This window comes from Serratia sp. P2ACOL2 (assembly GCF_003691565.1).
GTDB lineage: Bacteria > Pseudomonadota > Gammaproteobacteria > Enterobacterales > Enterobacteriaceae > Serratia > Serratia liquefaciens.
Genome location: NZ_CP033162.1, coordinates 1,256,426 through 1,275,436, shown reverse-complemented (window position 1 = coordinate 1,275,436; position 19,011 = coordinate 1,256,426). Strand labels below are relative to the sequence as shown.

13 protein-coding genes are annotated in these 19,011 nt (G+C 59.4%); 3 read left to right on the top strand and 10 right to left on the bottom strand.

The window, feature by feature from the left end; genetic code table 11:
* Window positions 1-161 precede the first annotated feature (161 nt).
* From EBA31_RS06095 to EBA31_RS06050, 10 genes are all read right to left on the bottom strand, one after another.
* On the bottom strand, window positions 162-674 hold the full coding sequence (locus EBA31_RS06095) for a DUF2165 family protein (protein WP_122077756.1): 513 nt from the start codon (window positions 672-674) through the stop codon (window positions 162-164).
* A 127-nt stretch (window positions 675-801) separates the two neighbouring features.
* On the bottom strand, window positions 802-1,500 hold the full coding sequence (gene urtE, locus EBA31_RS06090) for an urea ABC transporter ATP-binding subunit UrtE (RefSeq protein WP_020825846.1): 699 nt from the start codon (window positions 1,498-1,500) through the stop codon (window positions 802-804).
* Window positions 1,501-1,509: 9 nt separating this feature from the next.
* Complete coding sequence (gene urtD, locus EBA31_RS06085) at window positions 1,510-2,316, bottom strand: urea ABC transporter ATP-binding protein UrtD (protein ID WP_202914191.1); 807 nt, start codon at window positions 2,314-2,316, stop codon at window positions 1,510-1,512.
* On the bottom strand, window positions 2,313-3,389 hold the full coding sequence (urtC, locus tag EBA31_RS06080) for an urea ABC transporter permease subunit UrtC (RefSeq protein WP_122077754.1): 1,077 nt from the start codon (window positions 3,387-3,389) through the stop codon (window positions 2,313-2,315). Before urtC ends, urtD begins: the two co-directional genes overlap by 4 nt.
* The gene (gene urtB / locus EBA31_RS06075) at window positions 3,389-4,969 is read right to left on the bottom strand and encodes an urea ABC transporter permease subunit UrtB (protein WP_122077752.1); all 1,581 of its coding nucleotides are present in this window, start codon (window positions 4,967-4,969) and stop codon (window positions 3,389-3,391) included. The genes urtC and urtB overlap by 1 nt, the downstream gene beginning before the upstream one ends.
* 61 nt (window positions 4,970-5,030) lie before the next feature.
* Complete coding sequence (gene urtA, locus EBA31_RS06070; protein ID WP_122077750.1) at window positions 5,031-6,299, bottom strand: urea ABC transporter substrate-binding protein; 1,269 nt, start codon at window positions 6,297-6,299, stop codon at window positions 5,031-5,033.
* A 107-nt stretch (window positions 6,300-6,406) separates the two neighbouring features.
* Window positions 6,407-7,105 (bottom strand): GntR family transcriptional regulator, encoded by a 699-nt coding sequence (locus EBA31_RS06065; RefSeq protein WP_046374174.1) that lies wholly within the window; start codon window positions 7,103-7,105, stop codon window positions 6,407-6,409.
* A gap of 54 nt (window positions 7,106-7,159) precedes the next feature.
* A complete protein-coding gene (gene uca / locus EBA31_RS06060) occupies window positions 7,160-10,783 on the bottom strand; it encodes an urea carboxylase (protein ID WP_122077748.1) in 3,624 nt (1,207 codons plus the stop codon).
* Between the two features lie 2 nt (window positions 10,784-10,785).
* Window positions 10,786-12,618 (bottom strand): allophanate hydrolase, encoded by a 1,833-nt coding sequence (atzF, locus tag EBA31_RS06055; protein WP_122077746.1) that lies wholly within the window; start codon window positions 12,616-12,618, stop codon window positions 10,786-10,788.
* A gap of 321 nt (window positions 12,619-12,939) precedes the next feature.
* Complete coding sequence (locus tag EBA31_RS06050; protein WP_122077745.1) at window positions 12,940-14,826, bottom strand: sigma-54-dependent Fis family transcriptional regulator; 1,887 nt, start codon at window positions 14,824-14,826, stop codon at window positions 12,940-12,942.
* Window positions 14,827-15,100: 274 nt separating this feature from the next.
* Between EBA31_RS06050 and ssuD the strand changes: the two genes are divergently transcribed.
* Genes ssuD through EBA31_RS06035 form a run of 3 tightly spaced genes read left to right on the top strand, consistent with a single transcriptional unit; the run spans window position 15,101 to window position 18,756 of the window.
* Window positions 15,101-16,261: an FMNH2-dependent alkanesulfonate monooxygenase gene (ssuD, locus tag EBA31_RS06045; protein ID WP_020825837.1), complete on the top strand. Its 1,161-nt coding sequence runs from the start codon at window positions 15,101-15,103 to the stop codon at window positions 16,259-16,261.
* Window positions 16,262-16,277: 16 nt separating this feature from the next.
* Window positions 16,278-17,369, top strand: a complete 1,092-nt coding sequence (sfnG, locus tag EBA31_RS06040; RefSeq protein WP_122077743.1) for a dimethylsulfone monooxygenase SfnG — start codon at window positions 16,278-16,280, stop codon at window positions 17,367-17,369.
* Window positions 17,362-18,756 (top strand): FAD/NAD(P)-binding protein, encoded by a 1,395-nt coding sequence (locus EBA31_RS06035; RefSeq protein WP_122077741.1) that lies wholly within the window; start codon window positions 17,362-17,364, stop codon window positions 18,754-18,756. The genes sfnG and EBA31_RS06035 overlap by 8 nt, the downstream gene beginning before the upstream one ends.
* Window positions 18,757-19,011 lie beyond the last annotated feature (255 nt).

Here is a 19,011-nt window from a genome sequence, read left to right as displayed (position 1 = left end):
CCTTAAAAAATTTAACCTGTTGATTTATTATCAATTTATTTAAGAGTCATTATGCTATGGCACAATTATGAACGAAATGTGACAGACTGCGGCAGGTTAGCATTTGGCAACACTTTCGCGAACTTCGCCGCAGTTTTATCAAAATGCCGCCCCCTCAGCGCCTATCGCGAGTCCCGTTGCAGCATCAACAACATCAGCGCCAGCGTATTGGGCACCATATACAGTAAGGCACCCAGCTGCACCGCCAGCGGATCCTCCTTGGCCTGCCAGGCCATAAACCAGTCGCCGGCGACCACCATAAAACCGATCCCCCATACAGCAATCGCACATAGCGCACCCAGCATGGCCCAGGCTTTGCCTCTGGCGAACGTCGCATAAGAGTGACCCATATGTTTCACCATCAACACTATGCCCAAGGTTGCCGCGATCCCGGCCAGAGATTCCAGCAGGGTAATAAACGCCAACCCGACCATTCCGGCCCAGGGCGCGGTGATGGCACGCCACATCAGACCGGGCACCTGATAGGTATTTTGCATAGTTAGCAGGGGCCCCACGGCATGCCGGGCGGTATTGGCAAAATCCGCAGTATTGTTCAGCAGGCTGAAAATCCCCCACAGGGCCGGGAACAGTGACAGGACGATACAAGACAGGCGTGAGATATTGATTTCGTTCATAATTATCCTTAATTATTTTTTCCAAAACGATAAAATTCATATCGCTTACTTAGCCTAATCCATCCTGTTAGTCGGGAGAAAGAACTATGTCCTTGATCTTCTGCCACTCCATTTTATTTGTCAGAAATTATATCGCCACCAGCCCGCGTACGCCGTCCTGCTCCATCGCGCTGCCTGCCCCGCGCTGAATGATGCTGCCACGCGACATCACCAGATAGCTGTCTGCCAATTCGGCGGCAAAATCATAGAACTGCTCTACCAGCAGGATCGCCATATCACCACCTGCCGCCAACTGCTTAATCACAGCGCCGATCTCTTTGATCACCGAAGGTTGGATCCCTTCGGTCGGCTCATCGAGGATCAACAACTGCGGCCGACAGGCCAGCGCACGCCCAATCGCCAACTGCTGTTGCTGCCCGCCAGAGAGATCGCCACCGCGCCGATCTTTCATCTGCAACAGGACAGGGAATAACTCATAAATATGCTCCGGCACCTTACGTGCCTCCGTGCCGGAAAAACGCGCCAACCCCATCAGCAAGTTTTCCTCTACCGTCAGGCGCGGGAAAATCTCTCGCCCCTGCGGCACATAGGCGATCCCCGCTTGTACACGCTGGTGCGGTTTTTTGCCGTTAAGGGCCGTTCCCTGCCAACTGAGGGTGCCGCTTTTAACCGGGATCAGCCCCATCAGGCATTTCAGCAGCGTGGTTTTCCCCACGCCGTTGCGCCCCAGCAGGCAAGTCACCTCACCGATGCGGGCCTCAAACGACAGGCCGCGTAAAATATGGCTGCCGCCGTAGTATTGATTCAGCTCGTTAACCTGCAACATAGTGGTTCCTCAGCGCCCCAAATAGACTTCAATCACCTGCTCGTTGGCCTGCACCTGCGCCAAAGAGCCCTCCGCCAGCACCTGGCCCTGATGCAGTACGGTGACATGATCGGCGATGGTTTCGACAAAGCCCATGTCGTGCTCTACCACCATCAGCGAATGCTTGCCCGCCAATGCGCGGAACAGCTCGGCGGTGTACTCGGTTTCCGCATCCGTCATTCCGGCTGCCGGTTCGTCGAGCAGCAACAGGTGCGGCTCCTGCACCAACAGCATGCCAATCTCAAGAAATTGCTTCTGCCCGTGGGACAGCAGTCCGGCGGGCCGATGTCGCTCATGGCCCAGCCGCAAGGTTTTCAGCATTTCATCGATACGGTCGCGCTGTTCGCCGCTCAGCCTGGCGCGCAGGCAGGTCCACACCGATTTCTTCGCCTTCTGGGCAATCTCAAGATTTTCGAACACCGTCAGTGCCTCAAACACCGTAGGCTTTTGGAACTTGCGGCCAATGCCGGCCTGGGCAATCTGCATCGGATCCAACGCGGTCAGATCGACCGTTTGATCGTAAAATACTCTGCCGCTGTCCGGCCGGGTTTTGCCGGTGATCACATCCATCAAGGTGGTTTTCCCCGCCCCGTTTGGCCCGATCACACAGCGCAATTCCCCTACGCCAATCTGCAGCGACAAATCGCTCAGTGCGCGAAAACCGTCGAAGCTGACGTTGATCTTGTCGAGCAACAGCACCGGATCGGTTTGCTGGCGATGTTTATCCGCCGGCAACGGTTGGGTAAACAACTCGTCGGTCATTTGCAGCGAATTCATTGTGATTTCCCTCTGCGTAGCAGGCCGATAACCCCTTTGGGCAAGAACAGCGTGACGATGATAAACATCAGGCCAAGGAAGAACTGCCAGTATTCCGGGATCGCCATGGTGAACCAACTTTTGGCGCCGTTGACGATACCGGCACCGAGCAGCGGCCCCACCAAGGTGCCGCGCCCGCCCAGTGCCACCCAGATAGCGGCCTCGATCGAGTTGGTCGGCGACATTTCACCCGGGTTGATAATGCCCACCTGCGGCACATATAACGCCCCGGCCAGGCCGCACAGCACCGCCGACAGCGTCCAGACGAACAGCTTGAAACCTTTTGGATCGTAGCCGCAAAACGTCAGGCGATTTTCCGCATCGCGCACCGCGGTTAACACCCGGCCAAACTTGCTGCGCGCCAGGGCAAAGCCGATCGCCAAACTGGCCGCCAGCAACAACACCGTTGCCAGAAACAGCGCCACCCGCGTGCCGGTCGCGGTGATCGGAAAACCCAGCAGCGTGGTGAAGCCGGTAAAGCCATTGTTACCGCCAAACCCGGTTTCGTTGCGGAAGAACAGCAGCATGCCGGCATAGGTCAATGCCTGCGTCATAATGGAAAAATAGACGCCTTTGATTTTTGAACGGAAGGCGAAGTAGCCGAAGACAAAAGCCAGCACGCCCGGCACCAGCACAATCAGGCACAATGCCCAGGCGAAATACTGGGTGCCGCTCCAAAACCAGGGCAGTTCGCTCCAGGACAGGAACGCCATAAAGCTCGGCAGGCCCTCTCCCGCCGCCTGGCGCATCAGGTACATGCCCATGGCATAGCCACCCAGGGCGAAAAACAGCCCATGACCCAGGGACAACAACCCGGCATAGCCCCACACCAGATCAAGCGCCACCGCCACCACGGCATAGCACAGAATTTTGCCTACCAGCGTCAGGGTATAGGTGGAGATCGCCAGCGGGTGATCCGCCGGTAACAACGCGAGAAACGGCATGATTAACAGCGTCAGCAACGCCAGCCCGCCGATGCCGAGCGCCAGCCGGGGGGCCTTTTGCACCCCGGTTACAGTCAAAGGTTGGCTCATCAGTCATTCACCCTGCCCTTGAGGGCAAATAGCCCCTGAGGACGCTTTTGAATAAACAGGACAATCAGCGCCAGGATCAGGATTTTACCCAGCACGGCGCCAATCTGTGGTTCGAGAATTTTGTTGAGGATGCCGAGGCCAAAAGCCGCCACCACCGTACCGGCCAACTGGCCCACGCCGCCAAGCACCACCACCAGGAAGGAGTCGATGATATAACCCTGCCCCAGCTCGGGCCCGACGTTGCCCAACTGCGACAAGGCTACGCCGCCCAACCCGGCAATGCCGGACCCCAACCCGAACGCCAGCATATCGACACGGCCGGTGGGCACACCGCAACACGCGGCCATGGCGCGGTTTTGCGTCACGGCTCGCACGTTCATGCCCAGTCGGGTTTTATTCAGCAACAGCCAGGTGAGGATCAGGACCAGCGCCACAAACACGATGACGGCAATGCGGTTCCACGGCAGCACCAGATTCGGCAGGAGCTGAATACCGCCCGACAGCCAGGCCGGGTTTGCGACCTCCACGTTTTGCGCACCGCACAGCACCCGTACCCCTTGGATCAGCACCAGGCTAATGCCCCAGGTGGCCAACAGCGTTTCCAGCGGTCGGCCGTAAAGGTGGCGGATCACCGTGCGCTCCAGCGCCATGCCGATGCAGGCCGTGATGGCGAACGCCACCGGCAGCGCCACCAGCGGATACAGCGCCAGCCACTGCGGCGCAAACTGCTGAAACAGCCCCTGTACCAGATAAGCCGAATAGGCGCCAAGCATCAGCATTTCGCCGTGCGCCATGTTGATCACCCCCAGCAGGCCATAGGTAATTGCCAAACCGAGCGCCGCCAACAGCAGGATCGAACCCAGCGACAGACCGGTAAATGCCTGGCCGATCAGGTCACCGATCATCAGCCGATGTTTCACGCTGCTCAGGCTTTTCATCGCTTCGGCACGTACCGCGGCGTCCGGCTCATGGCCTGTCTCCGTCAACGCCTGCAGGCGCGTTTGCGTTTCAGGATCGCCCGAGCTGCCAAGCAAGCGCACCGCGTTAAGGCGTACCCCGGCATCGGCATCGTTCAGTTGCAGATTCGCCAGCGCGATGCTCAATGCCTCATGCACCCGGCTGTCTTGTTCCAGCGCCAAACGCTGGGTCAGCAGCGGCAACTGATCGCTTTGCGCCTCGCGCTGCAGGGCCTGCGCCGCCTGTAAACGCACCGCCGGGTCCTCGCTGACCAGCCGATGCGCCGACAGTGCGTTGGCAATCAGGATGCGCAGCCGATTGTTCAACCACAGCTTCTTCGGTGTGCCGACCGGGGCAGCGCTGCCAGACAAGGGCTGGTAGTTTTCGCCCTGCTGGACAAAGGCATGTTTGGCGTCGTCGATCACCACACTTTCTTGTTTCAGCGCTTGCAGCAGCGGCAGTCGCGAAGCATCCGGCGCGGTGGCCCATGCCTGTAATAATTTGGCTTGCTGCGTGCGATTGGCCGTAGCAAATTCATCGGCCGGCCCCGCCTGCGCGAACATCGGCAGGCAGCACAGCAGAAAACACAGAGGCCTGAGTTGGCTTAAAGAGAAAAGTTTCATCGGGTGTCTCGTCGCAATGGGGCGTCGTAGCCTGCCCCCGCCGCAGCGGGGGAACCGGGTTTTACTGACCGCCTTTTACCGGGTGATCCGGCTTTTTGTCGTTGCCGGCAATGTACGGGCTCCACGGCTGAGCGCGAACAGGCGCATCGGTCTGCCACACCACGTTGAACTGGCCGTTGCCTTCAATCTCACCGATCATCACCGGCTTATGCAGATGGTGATTGGTGGCGTCCATGGTCAGGGTAAAGCCCGATGGCGCAGCGAAGGTCTGTCCGGCCATGGCGGCGCGCACCTTATCAACGTCGGTAGTTCCGGCCTTCTCAACCGCCTGCGCCCACATGTGAATGCCGACATAGGTCGCTTCCATCGGGTCGTTGGTCACGGCGGTGGCGTAGTTCGGCAAGTTATGGGCCTTGGCGTAGGCTCGCCATTCGCTGACAAACTGCTTGTTGGTCGGGTTATCCACCGACTCGAAGTAGTTCCAGGCCGCCAGGTTACCCACCAGCGGTTTGGTGTCGATACCGCGCAGCTCTTCTTCACCGACCGAGAAGGCAATCACCGGCACATCGGTAGCCTTGATCCCCTGGTTGGCCAGCTCTTTGTAGAAGGGGACGTTGGAGTCACCGTTGATGGTGGAGATCACCGCCGTTTTGCCCCCGGCGGAGAATTTTTTAATGTTGGCGACAATGGTCTGATAGTCGCTGTAACCGAACGGCGTATAGACCTCTTCAATGTCTTTATCCGGGATCCCTTTCGAATGCAGGAAGGCGCGCAGTATCTTGTTGGTGGTGCGCGGATACACGTAGTCGGTTCCCAACAGGAAGAAGCGTTTGGCCGCTCCGCCGTCTTCGCTCAGCAGATACTCCACCGCCGGGATTGCCTGCTGGTTAGGCGCGGCACCGGTGTAGAACACGTTCGGCGACATCTCTTCCCCTTCGTACTGCACCGGGTAAAACAGCAGGCCGTTGAGCTCTTCAAACACCGGCAGCACTGACTTGCGCGACACCGAAGTCCAGCAGCCAAACACCGCCGCCACCTTGTCCTGACTCAACAACTGACGCGCCTTCTCGGCGAACAGCGGCCAGTTGGAGGCCGGATCCACCACCACCGGCTCAAGCTTTTTACCCAACACGCCACCTTTGGCGTTGATATCGTCGATGGTCATCAGCGCCACGTCTTTCAGCGGCGTTTCAGAAATCGCCATGGTGCCGGACAGCGAGCTCAGGATACCGACCTTGATGGTGTCGGCGGCCTGTACGCCCCAGGCCATCCCCATGCCGATCACGGTGGCGGACAACGCAAAAGCTTTTATAAAGTGACGACGTTGCATAATTCAAACTCCTGATGTTGATGTTAGAAAACCCACCTTGTTAAGAAGAATTAACCCTAGGAATTTCGAGTTGCAGCCAACAACGCTGCAGCTCGAAAGACGCCGGGTTATGGCTGACGAAGCCGGGCCTGATGCAGCATATGCAGAGTTATTTTTCTTACTTCAGCCTTGCTGACGGCAATATGGTGACTGAGCCGCGTTTGCGCCTCCTCGGTTCGGTGTTGCAAGATCGCCCGCAAAATGGCGGCGTGTTCGTTGTAGGTCGCCTCCACCCGGCTTTCCTGGGTGAAATCGAGCCGACGAATGATGCGAATTTTCTCGGTCAAATCGCGGTGAATACGCGCCATTTCTCCATTCCCCGCCGCCTCGACCAGCGCCATATGAAACTGCTCGTCGTGCACTGAGACGGTTTTTCCCTCCTCCAGCCGCGGTTCGTCGATCCAAAAACGGGTAAGCGCCGCCAACTGCCCCGGCACCTCGCCCATTGGCCGAGCGCATAGCCGTTTTACCGCTTCGCACTCCAACACGATGCGCAGGTCATACAGTTCTTCGAAGTAGGCAAAATCGAACGGGCGCACCTGCCAGCCGCTGCGAAAATGCACCTCTACGTAGCCCTCGCGCTCCAGCCAGAACAACGCCTGACGCACTGGCGTACGGCTGACGTCCATACGCACGGCAATTTCGTTTTCGCTGAAGCGATCGCCCGGCAGCAGGTGAAAATCAAAAATGTCGTCCTTGAGCTGCAGATAGATACGTTCCGCCAGCCCCTCCGGCCGAGCCTTGCTGCGGTTATTGGTGATTTGCATCGCATGCCTCTCCGTGGGCGCGGCATAGCGCGCCCCGATGTGAATGATTGAGCGTTAGCTGGCGTGTTCCAGCCACAGCAGCGCATCGCCCGGCCCCACCGGTTGCCCCTGCTGGCAACTGATGCGCTTGATGATCCCGGCGCGCGGCGCGGTGACCGCCAGCTCCATTTTCATCGCCTCGACCACGATCAGCGGTTGACCGGCTTCCACCCTCTGCCCCGGCTCGACCAGGATCTTCCACACGCTGCCATTCAGGTCGGCGCTGACTAGGTCGCCATCCACCTCTTCCTCATCAGTCTGCGGTGGCAACAATTGGGCCTCGGCCTCCGCCTCCTCCGCCTGCCAGCGCGTCACTTCGTGGCTGAATGCTTGTTGTTGGCGCTGCTGGAAGGCGCTGATGTCTTCCGCGTTTTCCGCCAGAAAACGGCGGTAATCGGCAAAATCGAATTCGCTGTCCTCAATGCGGATCTGCGCGCGCCCTTCGCGGAACGCCTCGCGCTGCTCATCCAGCTCCTGCTCGCTCACCGGGTAGAAACGCACCTGATCGAAGAAATGCAGCAGCCAGGGCTCGCCGGGGTTGAACTGCGGGTTTTTGAGAAATTTGTTCCAAATCGGCAAGGTACGTCCGACCAACTGATAGCCGCCCGGCGAATCCATGCCATAGATGCACATGTACATGCCGCCGATGCCAACCGTGCCTTCGGCGGTATGGGTGCGCGCCGGGTTGTATTTGGAACTGAGCAAACGGTGCCGCGGGTCGATCGGCACCGCGCAGGGTGCGCCCAGGTAGACGTCGCCCAGCCCGAGGATCAGGTAGCTGGCGTCGAAGATGATGTCGCGTACCTTCTCGCGGCTGCCGAGCCCGTTGATGCGCTGGATAAAATCGACGTTGTTCGGCAACCAGGGGGCCGACGAACGCACCGTCTGCTGGTAACGTTCCACCGCGCCCAGCGTGGCGGAATCTTCAAACGCCATCGGCAGATAAACCGTTCGCGTCGGCACTTTCAGCTGGCTGACATCACCCAACGCCTGTTCGCGCGCCAACAAGCGCTGGAGTAAATCGGCCTGACTGATACTGCGGCTGTCATAACGGATCTGCAGCGATCGCACGCCGGGTGCCAGCTCCTCCACGCCCGGGATCACGTCCTGCTTGAGCGATTGCATCAGCAAATGGATGCGCAGCCGCAGCGCCAGATCGAGCACGTTGTCGCCGTACTCCAGCAAAATGTAACCATCCCCGGCCTGGCGATAGACCACTGCCGGCCGACTGTCGGTGGCCGGTAACGCCGCCACTATGGCGGCGGAGGCAGTCGTGCCCGGCATCAGATCCGGCGGTGCCAGGGTGATGGCCTTCACCGCCGCCAGGGCTTCGATACTGCCGAGCTGCGCCTGCTCCAGCGACTGCGCCTGCTTGAAACCGATAGGATGAAAACGGATGCGATCCCCCGGTTTCACCTGACCGACCTTCCACAGCTCCGCCCTGGCGATGGTCACCGGGCAAACAAAGCCGCCCAGGCTCGGTCCGTCGCGGGTAAGGATCACCGGGAAATCGCCGGTGAAGTTAATCGAACCGATGGCATACTCGCAGTCGTGCACGTTGGACGGATGCAGCCCCGCCTCGCCGCCGTCCTGTCGCGCCCATTCCGGTTTAGGCCCGGACAGGCGTACGCCCAACCGGTTGGAGTTGTAATGCACCTGCCATTCGGCGGCAAAGAAACGTTCGATGGATGCCGGGGTAAAGAAGTCGGGTGCGCCGTGCGGACCATACAGCACGCCGATATTCCACAGATTGCCGTACTGCGGGATCAGGCTTTCGTCCATTGCCTGTGGGGCCGCAATCGGCGCCGGAGTCGTGGCGGCAGCCAAACCCGGTTGCGATACCGCCAGCATGTCCGCCACGCGCAGGGTACGGCCGGCGTGGCCGCCAAACTGCCCCAGCGCAAAGGTCGAACGGCTGCCCAGATACACTGGCACGTCAAAACCATTGCGTACCGCCAGATAGGTACGGCATCCCCGCTGTGCTCGCCCCAAACGCAGTACCTGACCGGCACGCACCGCTATCGGCTGCCAGTAGGCCACGGCCTCACCGTCCAGATCGGCGGGACAATCCGCGCCGGTCAGGGCAATGATGGCGTCGCAGTGAAAGCGCAGGGTCGGCCCCTGCAGGGTAAACTCCAGCCCGGCGGCGCTGGGGTGGTTGCCGACAATGCGGTTGGCCAGCCGGAAAGCGAAGTCGTCCATCGGCCCGGACGGCGGCACGCCGATATCCCAATAGCCAACACGGCCGGGATAATCCTGCACGCTGCTGTAGGTGCCCGGCTGCAGCACTTCAATGCTATTGGGTCGGAACCGGAAGCTGTCCAGCATGCGTGTCCAGACGCTGCCGTTCTGGAATTCCTCGGTCGCAATCACCTGTCGCAGATAGTCCAGGTTAGTGGCAATCCCGTGCAGTCGGGTTGCATCCAGCGCGACACGCATTTTCTCCAGCGCCTGGCGGCGGTCTTCGCCATGAACGATCAGCTTGGCGATCATCGGGTCATAAAAGGCCGACACTTCGCTACCGGTGGCCACCCAACCGTCGACGCGCACGTCGTCCGGAAAGTGCACTTCAGTCAGCACGCCGGGGCTGGGTTGGAAATGCTTCAGCGGATCTTCGGCATAAATGCGCACTTCAATCGATGCCCCCTGCGGCGCTCGTTGCAACGCCGCCCAGTCCAGCGCATCGCCCGCCGCCACCTGCAACATGCATTCAATCAGATCCAGCCCGGTGACACATTCAGTCACCGGATGCTCCACTTGCAGGCGAGTATTCACTTCCAGAAAATAAAACTCGTCACGCGCAGCGTCGTAGATAAATTCCACGGTGCCGGCGCTGCGGTAGTTGACCGATGCCCCCAGCGCCACTGCGGCTTGATGCAGCGCCTGACGCGTGGCGGCGGGCAGATTCGGTGCCGGGGTTTCCTCCACCACTTTCTGGTTGCGGCGTTGCAATGAGCAGTCGCGCTCACCCAGCGCCACCACCCAGCCCTGACCGTCGCCAAATATTTGCACTTCCACGTGCCGGGCCTGATCGACAAAGCGCTCAATAAAGGCCCCGGAGTCGCGGAAGAACTGCTCGCCCAGGCGTTTTACGCTGTCATAAGCCTCACGCAGCGCGGCTTCATCGTCACAGCGCGTCAGGCCAATGCCACCGCCACCGGCGGTACTTTTCAGCATCACCGGATAACCAATGCGGCCGGCGGCGCTGACCGCCTCCTCAACGCTGTTCAGCAGGCCCGTACCCGGCGTCATCGGCACCTGCGCCACCGCCGCCAGCTCGCGAGCACGGTGTTTCAGGCCAAACTCGCGGATTTGCGCCGCCGTCGGACCGATAAAAGCGATGCCCGCCGTTTCACAGGCGTCGGCAAACTCGGCGCTCTCGGAAAGGAAGCCATAGCCCGGATAAATCGCCTGCGCGCCGGTTTGCGCCGCGGCCGCCAGGATCTTGTCGATGCACAGATAGCTGTCAGCGGCCTTGTCGCCACCGAGCGGTATCGCCAGATTAGCCTCGGTCACGTGCGGCGCATTGCGATCGGCATCGGAATAGACCGCTACGCTGGTGATGCCCAAACGTTTCAGAGTGCGGATCGCCCGGCAGGCAATTTCGCCGCGGTTGGCAATTAATACGGTAGTAAACATGATCATGCCCCCTTCTGGCTGGCGATATAGTGGCGCCATCCGCCAAATTCAGTGATGTCCGTAGCGCCCTCTAGCGCCCAGGGTTCGCAGATAAAGCCTTTCACCCGCCGCCCGTCTGCCAGCAGCAAGGTGCCCATGCCCAGCGGCGCCGGGATCTCGGCCACGAACTCGCCAAAACGCGCCAACGGGATATCCCATAGCTCGACGCTGATGGCGGCCCCCTGAGCGGCTTTGACCATCCCCGGCTTTGGCGGTTGGCTATTGGCGAGGGCGTACAGGCGATAGCACGGCGCGGTAGTGGTTTGCTCTACGAGGGTTGCCGCGCGTTGCACGAGCTGGAAATTCAGCGGCATATCGCTGAGGTGCGCACCGACCACCGCTACCCGCACGTGCTGGCTGGATGGCGTCAAGCATTGAGAAGCAGGCAACCGGCGACCCGTTGCGCCAAGCGGCAGATCCTGAGCCTGCTGCCAGCGCAGGCCGAACGCCGCTAATGCACGATCGTGCCAGGCGGGGGCAATCAGGGTGATACCGGCAGGCAATCCGTCGTCACGCATCGGCGCGGGCAGCGCCAATGCGCTCAGATCGGCCAGGTTGGTGAAATTGGTGTAGGTGCCGAACTGCGAGTTAAACAACACCGGCTCTTGCTCCATTTCTGCCAGAGTGCGGATCGTCGGCGAGGTCGGCACCACCAGCGCATCAAAGGGAGCCAGTCGCTGCTCAATCTGCCGCGTCAGTTCGGCACGCAGATATTCCGCCTTGTAAGCATCGCAGGCGCTGTACTTCAGGCCGTTATTGACGATGCCGCGCACCACCGGATTGATGGCCTGCGGGTTGGCGCTCAGCATCGCTTCGACCGCCACGGTGCGCTCCGCCACCCAAGGGCCGTAGTAGAGCTGCTCCGCCAGCACGCGAAACGGCGTAAAATCGAGGGTTTCCAGCGTCACGCCGCTGCTTTTCAACTGCGCCAGCGCCCGCTGAAATGCCCGCTCGGCCTGCACATCGCCGAAAAATTCGAGTTGCGCAGGCACCGCGAAACGAGGTGACGCAGGTAAATCCGCCGGGGCGGTGCGGGGGTTAATGCGGGAATAGGCATCGGCTGCGTCATAGCCGCCGGCCAATTCGGCCACCAGCGCTGCGTCCGCCACCGTCAGGGCAAACACCGATACGGTGTCATTCAATCGGCAAGCGGGCACCACGCCACGGTTCGACAGCCCGCCTTTGGTCGGTTTCAGGCCGACAATATTGTTGAATCCGGCCGGAACGCGCCCCGAACCTGCGGTGTCGGTGCCCAGAGAAAACGGCGTCAGGCCGCGCGCCACTACCGACGCCGAACCGGAGCTGGAACCGCCGCTGACGTAGCGACTATCGAAACTGTTGACCACTGCGCCGTGTGGCGAACGGGTGCCCACCAGCCCGGTCGCAAACTGATCGAGATTGGTTTTACCGATCGCGATGGCACCGGCAGCGCACAAATTGGCGACCACGGTGGCATCCGACGCCGCCAGATAAGCGAACTCCGGGCAGGCCGCGCTGGTCGGCCAGCCGCCGACGTCGATGTTGTCTTTTACCGCAAAGGGTACGCCAAACAGCGGGAGCTGGCTGATATCGCCGGCGAGCGCTTCAAGCCGCTGCGCCAATCTTTGGTACTGCACTTCACGCTGTGCGGCGCTGGCAAGATACAGCCAGGCGTTGTCATCCACCGGCAGGTCGGCGGCCAGTGCAGTCAGGGTAGCGCGCACGCAGGCAATGCGCTCGTCGGCCGGGCGGGTGTGATAGTGGTGTTGCCATTCGCTGAGGGTGAAACCGCGTAGCGTATTAACAGGCTGGGTCATCGGCTGAATTCCATCTAGTACACAAGATGGGATTCAATAGAGCAACCGACGTGCCAATTTTTAATCGTATGATTTCAATGAATTATAATTAAAACTTATGACAATAAAATAATCATCCTGCACCAGCGCTGCACAATCGGCGAGCAAAAAAGGTGCAGTACACTTTCTGTTATTACAGCGCTGGCGGGGCTTTCTGGTATGCACCACGCTCTCGACTCACGCGGCTAAATGCCGCTTTTCGATTGATCACAAACAAGCCGCAGCCCACTTTGATGAATATATTAGCGCCAAGGGAACTGGGTTGATGACGGAAGTAACCCGTCACTGCCATATCGCCTCGCGAACTTTAATCGCTCGGGGTAACAGCCCCAAAGCGTAAAAACGGTCGGCTATCGCCTGCTGCTGGCGAATGATATTTAAATCCATTCGGCGTGTCTGATGGCTGCGACGAGCCAGTGCGTGGGTGAGCGAGGGGATACCTTGCCCCAGTTCGGCCGACAACAGCGTTGCCGCTTCGTCGCGATGGGCGTCAATATAGCGCCCGGTTTGTTCCAGCGCCGCCATCAGGCCGTGCAGCAAATCGGAAGAGTGGCCGGCGAAATCGCGGTGAGCAAGATAGAACTGATGGTTGCTCACCCGCCCTACGCCGTTGGCGATAACCCTGAACTGCCCGCTTTGTTCGGCATCGCTCAGCAAGGGATCCCACATCATCCAGGCATCCACCGCATGATGATCGCTGGGGGTCAGCGGGTATTTTGGCGGCGCATAAACCACCCGCACGTCTTCCAGCGTCAATCCGGCTTCATCAAGGATCTGCAACAGCAGATAATGCACATTGGAGCCTTTATTGACCGCAATCCGCTTTCCGCGCAGGTCGGCAAGAGTGCGGATCGGGCTGTCATCGGTAACCAGCAACGCCACGCTTTGTGGTGCGGCCGGTTCCCAGGCAACGTACAGCAATGGGCTGTTACCGGCCTGAGCAAATAAAGGAGGAACCTCGCCGGTAGTGCCAAAATCGATCTCTCGGTTAGTCAGGGCATGCAGCAACTGAGGACCGGCAGGAAACTCGCTCCACAACACGCTCACCCCACTGTCGGCCAGGCGCGCCTCCAGCGACTGGCGGGCCTTGAGTATTCCCAGGTTGCCAAACTTCTGGTAACCAATACGCAGTTCGCGTTCACGGCTGCCGGTCTCCCGGCCTGATTTTAACGCCGTGCCGCCGACGCTTCTCCTGGCTTTGATTAAGCCAAGATGCCCCAGATGGGTACGCAGCGTATTACGGCTGATGCCCAACAGCGCCGCGGCCTGCAACTGGTTACCCTGGCTCAGTTCAAAAGCATTGCGCACCAGCGAGTCGATCACCCGCTGGTAGAGGGGGCCATCGTTACCCGCCAACTGCTGGCGAAGGAAGCTGTCCAGCGAAGCATCCCCCTGAGGCGGCAAGCTGGCCATTTCAGCGCTTAGCCTCAGCTGCTGCGGCGTAATCAGCGGCGCTTTGCTGAGCAGCACCGCATTATGCAGGGTGTTTTCCAGCTCGCGGATATTCCCCGGCCACGGGTAATCCATCAGCGTGGCCAGCGCCTCTGCGCTAAGACGCAGTTGAGGGCGCCCCAACCGCCGCGCGTACAGCGTCAGGAAATGCTCAGCCAACAGTGGAATATCCTGCCGCCGCTGGCGCAAGGGAGGCAGAGTCACGGCGGCCACGTTGAGCCGGTAATAAAGATCTTCACGAAAGCGGCGTTCGCGGATGGCATTCGCCAGATCCACATGGGTAGCGGCCACGACGCGGACGTTCACTTTTACCGGCCGATGGGAGCCCACCCGGGTCACTTCCCGTTCTTGCAATACACGCAGCAGCTTTACCTGTAGTGGCAGGCTTAACTCACCGATTTCATCCAGCAGCAAGGTGCCCCCTTCTGCCGCCTCGAACCAACCCTGGTGGCGATCCACCGCCCCGGTGAAAGCACCTTTCTCATGTCCAAACAGTTCCGACTCGGCAAGGCTCTCCGTCAGCGCGCCACAGTTCACCGCCAGAAAGGGGCGATCGCGCCTTAAGCTGTGATGGTGCAGATAGCGGGCCATTAGCTCCTTACCCGTACCGGTTTCGCCCACGATAAGCACGGTGGCGTCCGTCGGAGCCAGACGATCCAGAACGTTTTGGAAGGCAAGAGAAGCGGGGTCAATTAACCGCGGACCGGAGCTTTGCATCGTCGATACCTTTAAGGGAACAGTACAGAAACAATACCGACAGCGGCCAGACAAGACGAGAGGCTCAACCGCCCCCGTTGCTGCAAATGCAACAGCCTGCCATCAGTCACTGCTGCATTTGCAGCAAAACCGTCCACGACAAAAATCGCTAACCCGTTAATAGATAAGAACAAAAATAACCAATCATTTTGGCATGCTTTCTGCTTGGTTGTTTATAACCAAGCATGGATATTCTATTGAATAAATTAAGATATCGTTATATAGGAAATGACTAATGAGCGAACGGCAGGCGCAAAACATCAACGTATTCTGGTTCTTACCGACCCACGGCGACGGCCGTTATCTGGGCACGACCGAGGGCGGAAGAGCCGTAGATCTGCCTTATTTGCAACAGGTTGCGCTGGCGGCAGACAACCTTGGCTATTACGGCGTGCTGATCCCAACCGGCAAAAGCTGCGAGGATTCCTGGCTGGTCGCGGCCGCACTCGCCCCCCTCACCAAACGTCTGCGCTATCTGGTCGCCGTGCGCCCTGGGTTGCAGCCCCCGAGCCTTGCCGCGCGGATGGCCGCCACGCTGGATCGCCTTTCGGAGGGACGCCTGTTAATCAACGTGGTAACCGGTGGCGATCCCATCGAGAACAAAGGCGATGGGATCTTCCTCAGTCACGCCGAGCGCTATCAGGTCACCCGCGAGTTTCTGGAGGTCTATTCTCGCCTGCTGAAAGGCGAAAAGGTCGATTTTCAGGGCGATTATTTGCGGGTTGAAGGCGCTGAAGTGCTGTTCCCGCCGGTACAGGAGAACGGGCCGCCGCTATTTTTTGGCGGCTCGTCAGAGGAAGCGCTGGAGGTAGCGGCGAGCCAGATCGACACCTATCTCACCTGGGGAGAACCGGTTGAGCAGGTGGCGGAGAAAATTGCCGTGGTGCGTCGGCGCGCCCAGGAGCGCGGACGCACGCTGGACTACGGCATTCGCCTGCACGTCATTGTTCGGGAAACGGAAGAGGAAGCCTGGGCTGCCGCCGACAAACTGATTGCCCATTTGGATGATGACACCATCGCCGCCGCACAGAAAATTTTCTCGCGTATGGACTCGACCGGACAGGCCCGCATGAGCGCACTGCACGGCGGCTCGAAGGACAGTTTGCGCATCGCCCCCAACTTATGGGCAGGCGTGGGGCTGGTGCGCGGCGGCGCAGGTACCGCACTGGTCGGCAATCCACAACAGGTTGCCGAACGCATCCGTGAATATCAGGCATTGGGGATCACTAATTTTATTTTCTCGGGTTATCCGCACCTGGAAGAGGCTCACCGGTTTGCCGAACTGGTGATGCCACTGTTGCCGCTGGCGGGCAACGTCGAAAAACGTCAGCGCACGGTTAACACCGGGCCATTTGGAGAAACCATCGGCGGCGATCGTCGTCCGGTGAAAAAGTGAAACTGAGGAGAAAACCATGAGCAATGAACCGATCAAGTTCGCCTACTGGGTCCCTAACGTGTCGGGTGGCCTGGTGATCAGCCAAATCCCTCAGCGTACCAGTTGGGATGCAAACTATAACCGCAAGCTGGCGCAAATTGCCGAGCGCGCCGGGTTTGACTATGCCCTGACGCAGATCCGCTTTACCGCCGGCTATGGCGCGGATAATCAACATGAGTCGGTGACATTTTCACAGGACTTGCTGGGAGCGACGGACAAGCTCAAGGTCATCGCCGCCCTGTTGCCGGGCCCATGGAATCCAACCCTCGCCGCCAAACAGATTGCCACCATCAGCCATCTGTCCAACGCGCGTATTGCGGTCAATATCGTCAGCGGTTGGTTCCGGGGCGAGTTCAAAGCCATTGGCGAACCCTGGCTGGATCACGAGGAACGCTATCTGCGTTCGGAAGAGTTCATTCGCTGCCTGCAGGGCATCTGGCAGCAGGACAGCTTCACCTTTGCCGGTGATTTCTACCGCTTCCGCGACTATTCGCTGAAGCCGAAACCGCTGGATCCACAACCGGAGATTTTCCAGGGAGGCAGTTCAAGAGCCGCGCGGGATATGGCCGCACGAGTGTCCGACTGGTACTTCACCAACGGCAACACCCCGGAAGGTATCCGTCAGCAGGTTGAAGATATCCAGCTAAAAGCCGCCGAAAATCAGCACAAGGTCAAAATCGGCGTCAATGGCTTCGTCATTGCCCGCCAAACGGAGCAGGAAGCGCAAAGCGTACTGCGTGATATCCTGGACAATGCGAATCCGGATGCGGTGAAAGGGTTCCAGTCTGAGGTGAAAAATGCCGGTAGCGCCTCCCCTGAGGGGGAAGGTAACTGGGCGAAATCGACGCTGGAGGATTTGGTGCAATATAACGATGGATTCAAAACCAACCTGATTGGCACCCCGCAGCAGATAGCGGAGCGGATCGTCGAACTCAAACAAGCCGGCGTGGATCTGATGCTGCTGGGCTTCCTGCATTTTCAGGAAGAGGTGGAATTCTTTGGCCGCGAAGTGATCCCGCGGGTTCGCGAGCTGGAACGCCAACAGCAACCGGTGTTAAGTCATGGCTGATCGGCAGATTGTCATCATTGGCGGCGGCTTTAGCGGTACCGCGCTGGCTATTCATCTGGCGCGGTTGGGCCAATCCGGCCTGAAGGTGATCGTTATCGAGCCTCGAGCCCAGTTGGCTCAGGGCGTGGCTTATGGCACGGTCGATCCGGCGCATCGCATAAACGTCCCTGCCGCACGTATGCAGCTTTCCGCCGCCGAAGAAGGTGACTTCGACCGCTGGCTGAGGGCTGAGGGAGGCCTCAAACAGGATGACAAAGCGCTCTGGACGGATGGCAGCCTTTATCCGCAACGGGGACGGTTCGCCGCCTATATCGTCGACAAGCTGGCCGCTGCGCTGGAAACATCGCCGGTAGAGGTCACCCATGTTCAGGATTATGCCGTGGCGCTGCAAAATGCAGAGGTGCTGACGGCCTCCGGGGATAGATATCGCGCGGATGAGGTGGTGCTGGCCATCAGCCACCCTCCCCCTGCCGTACCGAGACAACTACAGCAGGTGCCGCAAGACCATCCAGGCCTGATCGCCAACCCGTGGCAGACAGATGCGTTAATCGGGGTGGAGAAGAGTGCGCGGGTGGCTATCATCGGTTCAGGGTTAACCATGTCTGACGTGGTGGCATCGCTTGACCGCCAGGGGCATCGTGGGCCGATCCTGGCATTCTCGCGCCGCGGCCTGCTGCCCCGGCCAAATCTGACCGGTGAGTCGCCGCCTCGCCAGCTTGATGATCGGCGTCCACAGGCGGACAGCGCCCGCGCCTGGCTGCGGCGAGTCCGACAGGAAGTAGCGCTGGCCGCCAAGGAAGGCCTGCCCTGGCAAGGGGTACTGGATGACATACGGCTGAACGGACAGCAGATTTGGCAACGGCTTTCGCTGAAAGAACAGCGGCGCTTTCTACGCCATCTGCGTCCATGGTGGGACGTGCACCGTTACCGCATTGCACCGCAGGTCAGTGAGGTATTGTCCCTGCTACAGCAAAATGGGCGCCTTAAGGTGCTGGCCGCCAGCCTTAAGCAGGTTGAGGTAGACAAAGAAACGCTCATTCTGACGGTGAAAGCACGCGGTAAAGCCGCCACGGAAACTCTGCGGGTGGATAAACTGATTGTCACAACTGGCCCGGCGCACGGTGCGTTGCTCAACAGCGATGCGCTGCTGAAGCAGCTCGCAGCGGAAGGGGCTATCCAGCCCGATCCGCTGGCGCTGGGAATTTGGGTCGATGGCCACTCGCGAGCGATTGATCGCCATGGAAAAAGTAACGATCGTCTCTATGTGGCAGGCCCCGCCGCCCGCGGACGCTTCGGTGAACTGATGGGGTTGCCGCAGGTGGCGCAACACGCAGAATCGCTGGCGCAGCAATTGCTCGGCGCTTCGCCAATCCCCCCTGCGAGCTGAAGCCGTTGACAAAGTGCTCTGTTGTTTAATGGTAGGGGCGCTGCATGCTGCACCCAATAGCATAATCAATGAATTAAATCGGGTCGAACATGTTCGACCCCTACCGGTTTAGCCTTTTCGAGCGTTTGTCAGCAGTCTGAGCCCTGTTTGGGTTTGGCTGCACCGCCATTAAAATAGAAACATGATTAATAATTACCAGGAAAAATAAATACGCTCCGTTACAAAACCTTAAGCTATTTTCCCTCGAGGTATCGC

Bases quoted from the DNA above. Each gene is read 5' to 3' on its own strand.
- atzF (WP_122077746.1), bottom strand. From the start codon at position 12,618: ATGACCCAGCCTGTTAATACGCTACGCGGTTTCACCCTCAGCGAATGG.
- urtB (WP_122077752.1), bottom strand. From the start codon at position 4,969: ATGAAACTTTTCTCTTTAAGCCAACTCAGGCCTCTGTGTTTTCTGCTG.
- urtE (WP_020825846.1), bottom strand. From the start codon at position 1,500: ATGTTGCAGGTTAACGAGCTGAATCAATACTACGGCGGCAGCCATATT.
- urtA (WP_122077750.1), bottom strand. From the start codon at position 6,299: ATGCAACGTCGTCACTTTATAAAAGCTTTTGCGTTGTCCGCCACCGTG.
- ssuD (WP_020825837.1), top strand. From the start codon at position 15,101: ATGAGCGAACGGCAGGCGCAAAACATCAACGTATTCTGGTTCTTACCG.
- EBA31_RS06095 (WP_122077756.1), bottom strand. From the start codon at position 674: ATGAACGAAATCAATATCTCACGCCTGTCTTGTATCGTCCTGTCACTG.
- EBA31_RS06035 (WP_122077741.1), top strand. From the start codon at position 17,362: ATGGCTGATCGGCAGATTGTCATCATTGGCGGCGGCTTTAGCGGTACC.
- EBA31_RS06050 (WP_122077745.1), bottom strand. From the start codon at position 14,826: ATGCAAAGCTCCGGTCCGCGGTTAATTGACCCCGCTTCTCTTGCCTTC.
- urtC (WP_122077754.1), bottom strand. From the start codon at position 3,389: ATGAGCCAACCTTTGACTGTAACCGGGGTGCAAAAGGCCCCCCGGCTG.
- EBA31_RS06065 (WP_046374174.1), bottom strand. From the start codon at position 7,105: ATGCAAATCACCAATAACCGCAGCAAGGCTCGGCCGGAGGGGCTGGCG.
- urtD (WP_202914191.1), bottom strand. From the start codon at position 2,316: ATGAATTCGCTGCAAATGACCGACGAGTTGTTTACCCAACCGTTGCCG.
- sfnG (WP_122077743.1), top strand. From the start codon at position 16,278: ATGAGCAATGAACCGATCAAGTTCGCCTACTGGGTCCCTAACGTGTCG.
- uca (WP_122077748.1), bottom strand. From the start codon at position 10,783: ATGTTTACTACCGTATTAATTGCCAACCGCGGCGAAATTGCCTGCCGG.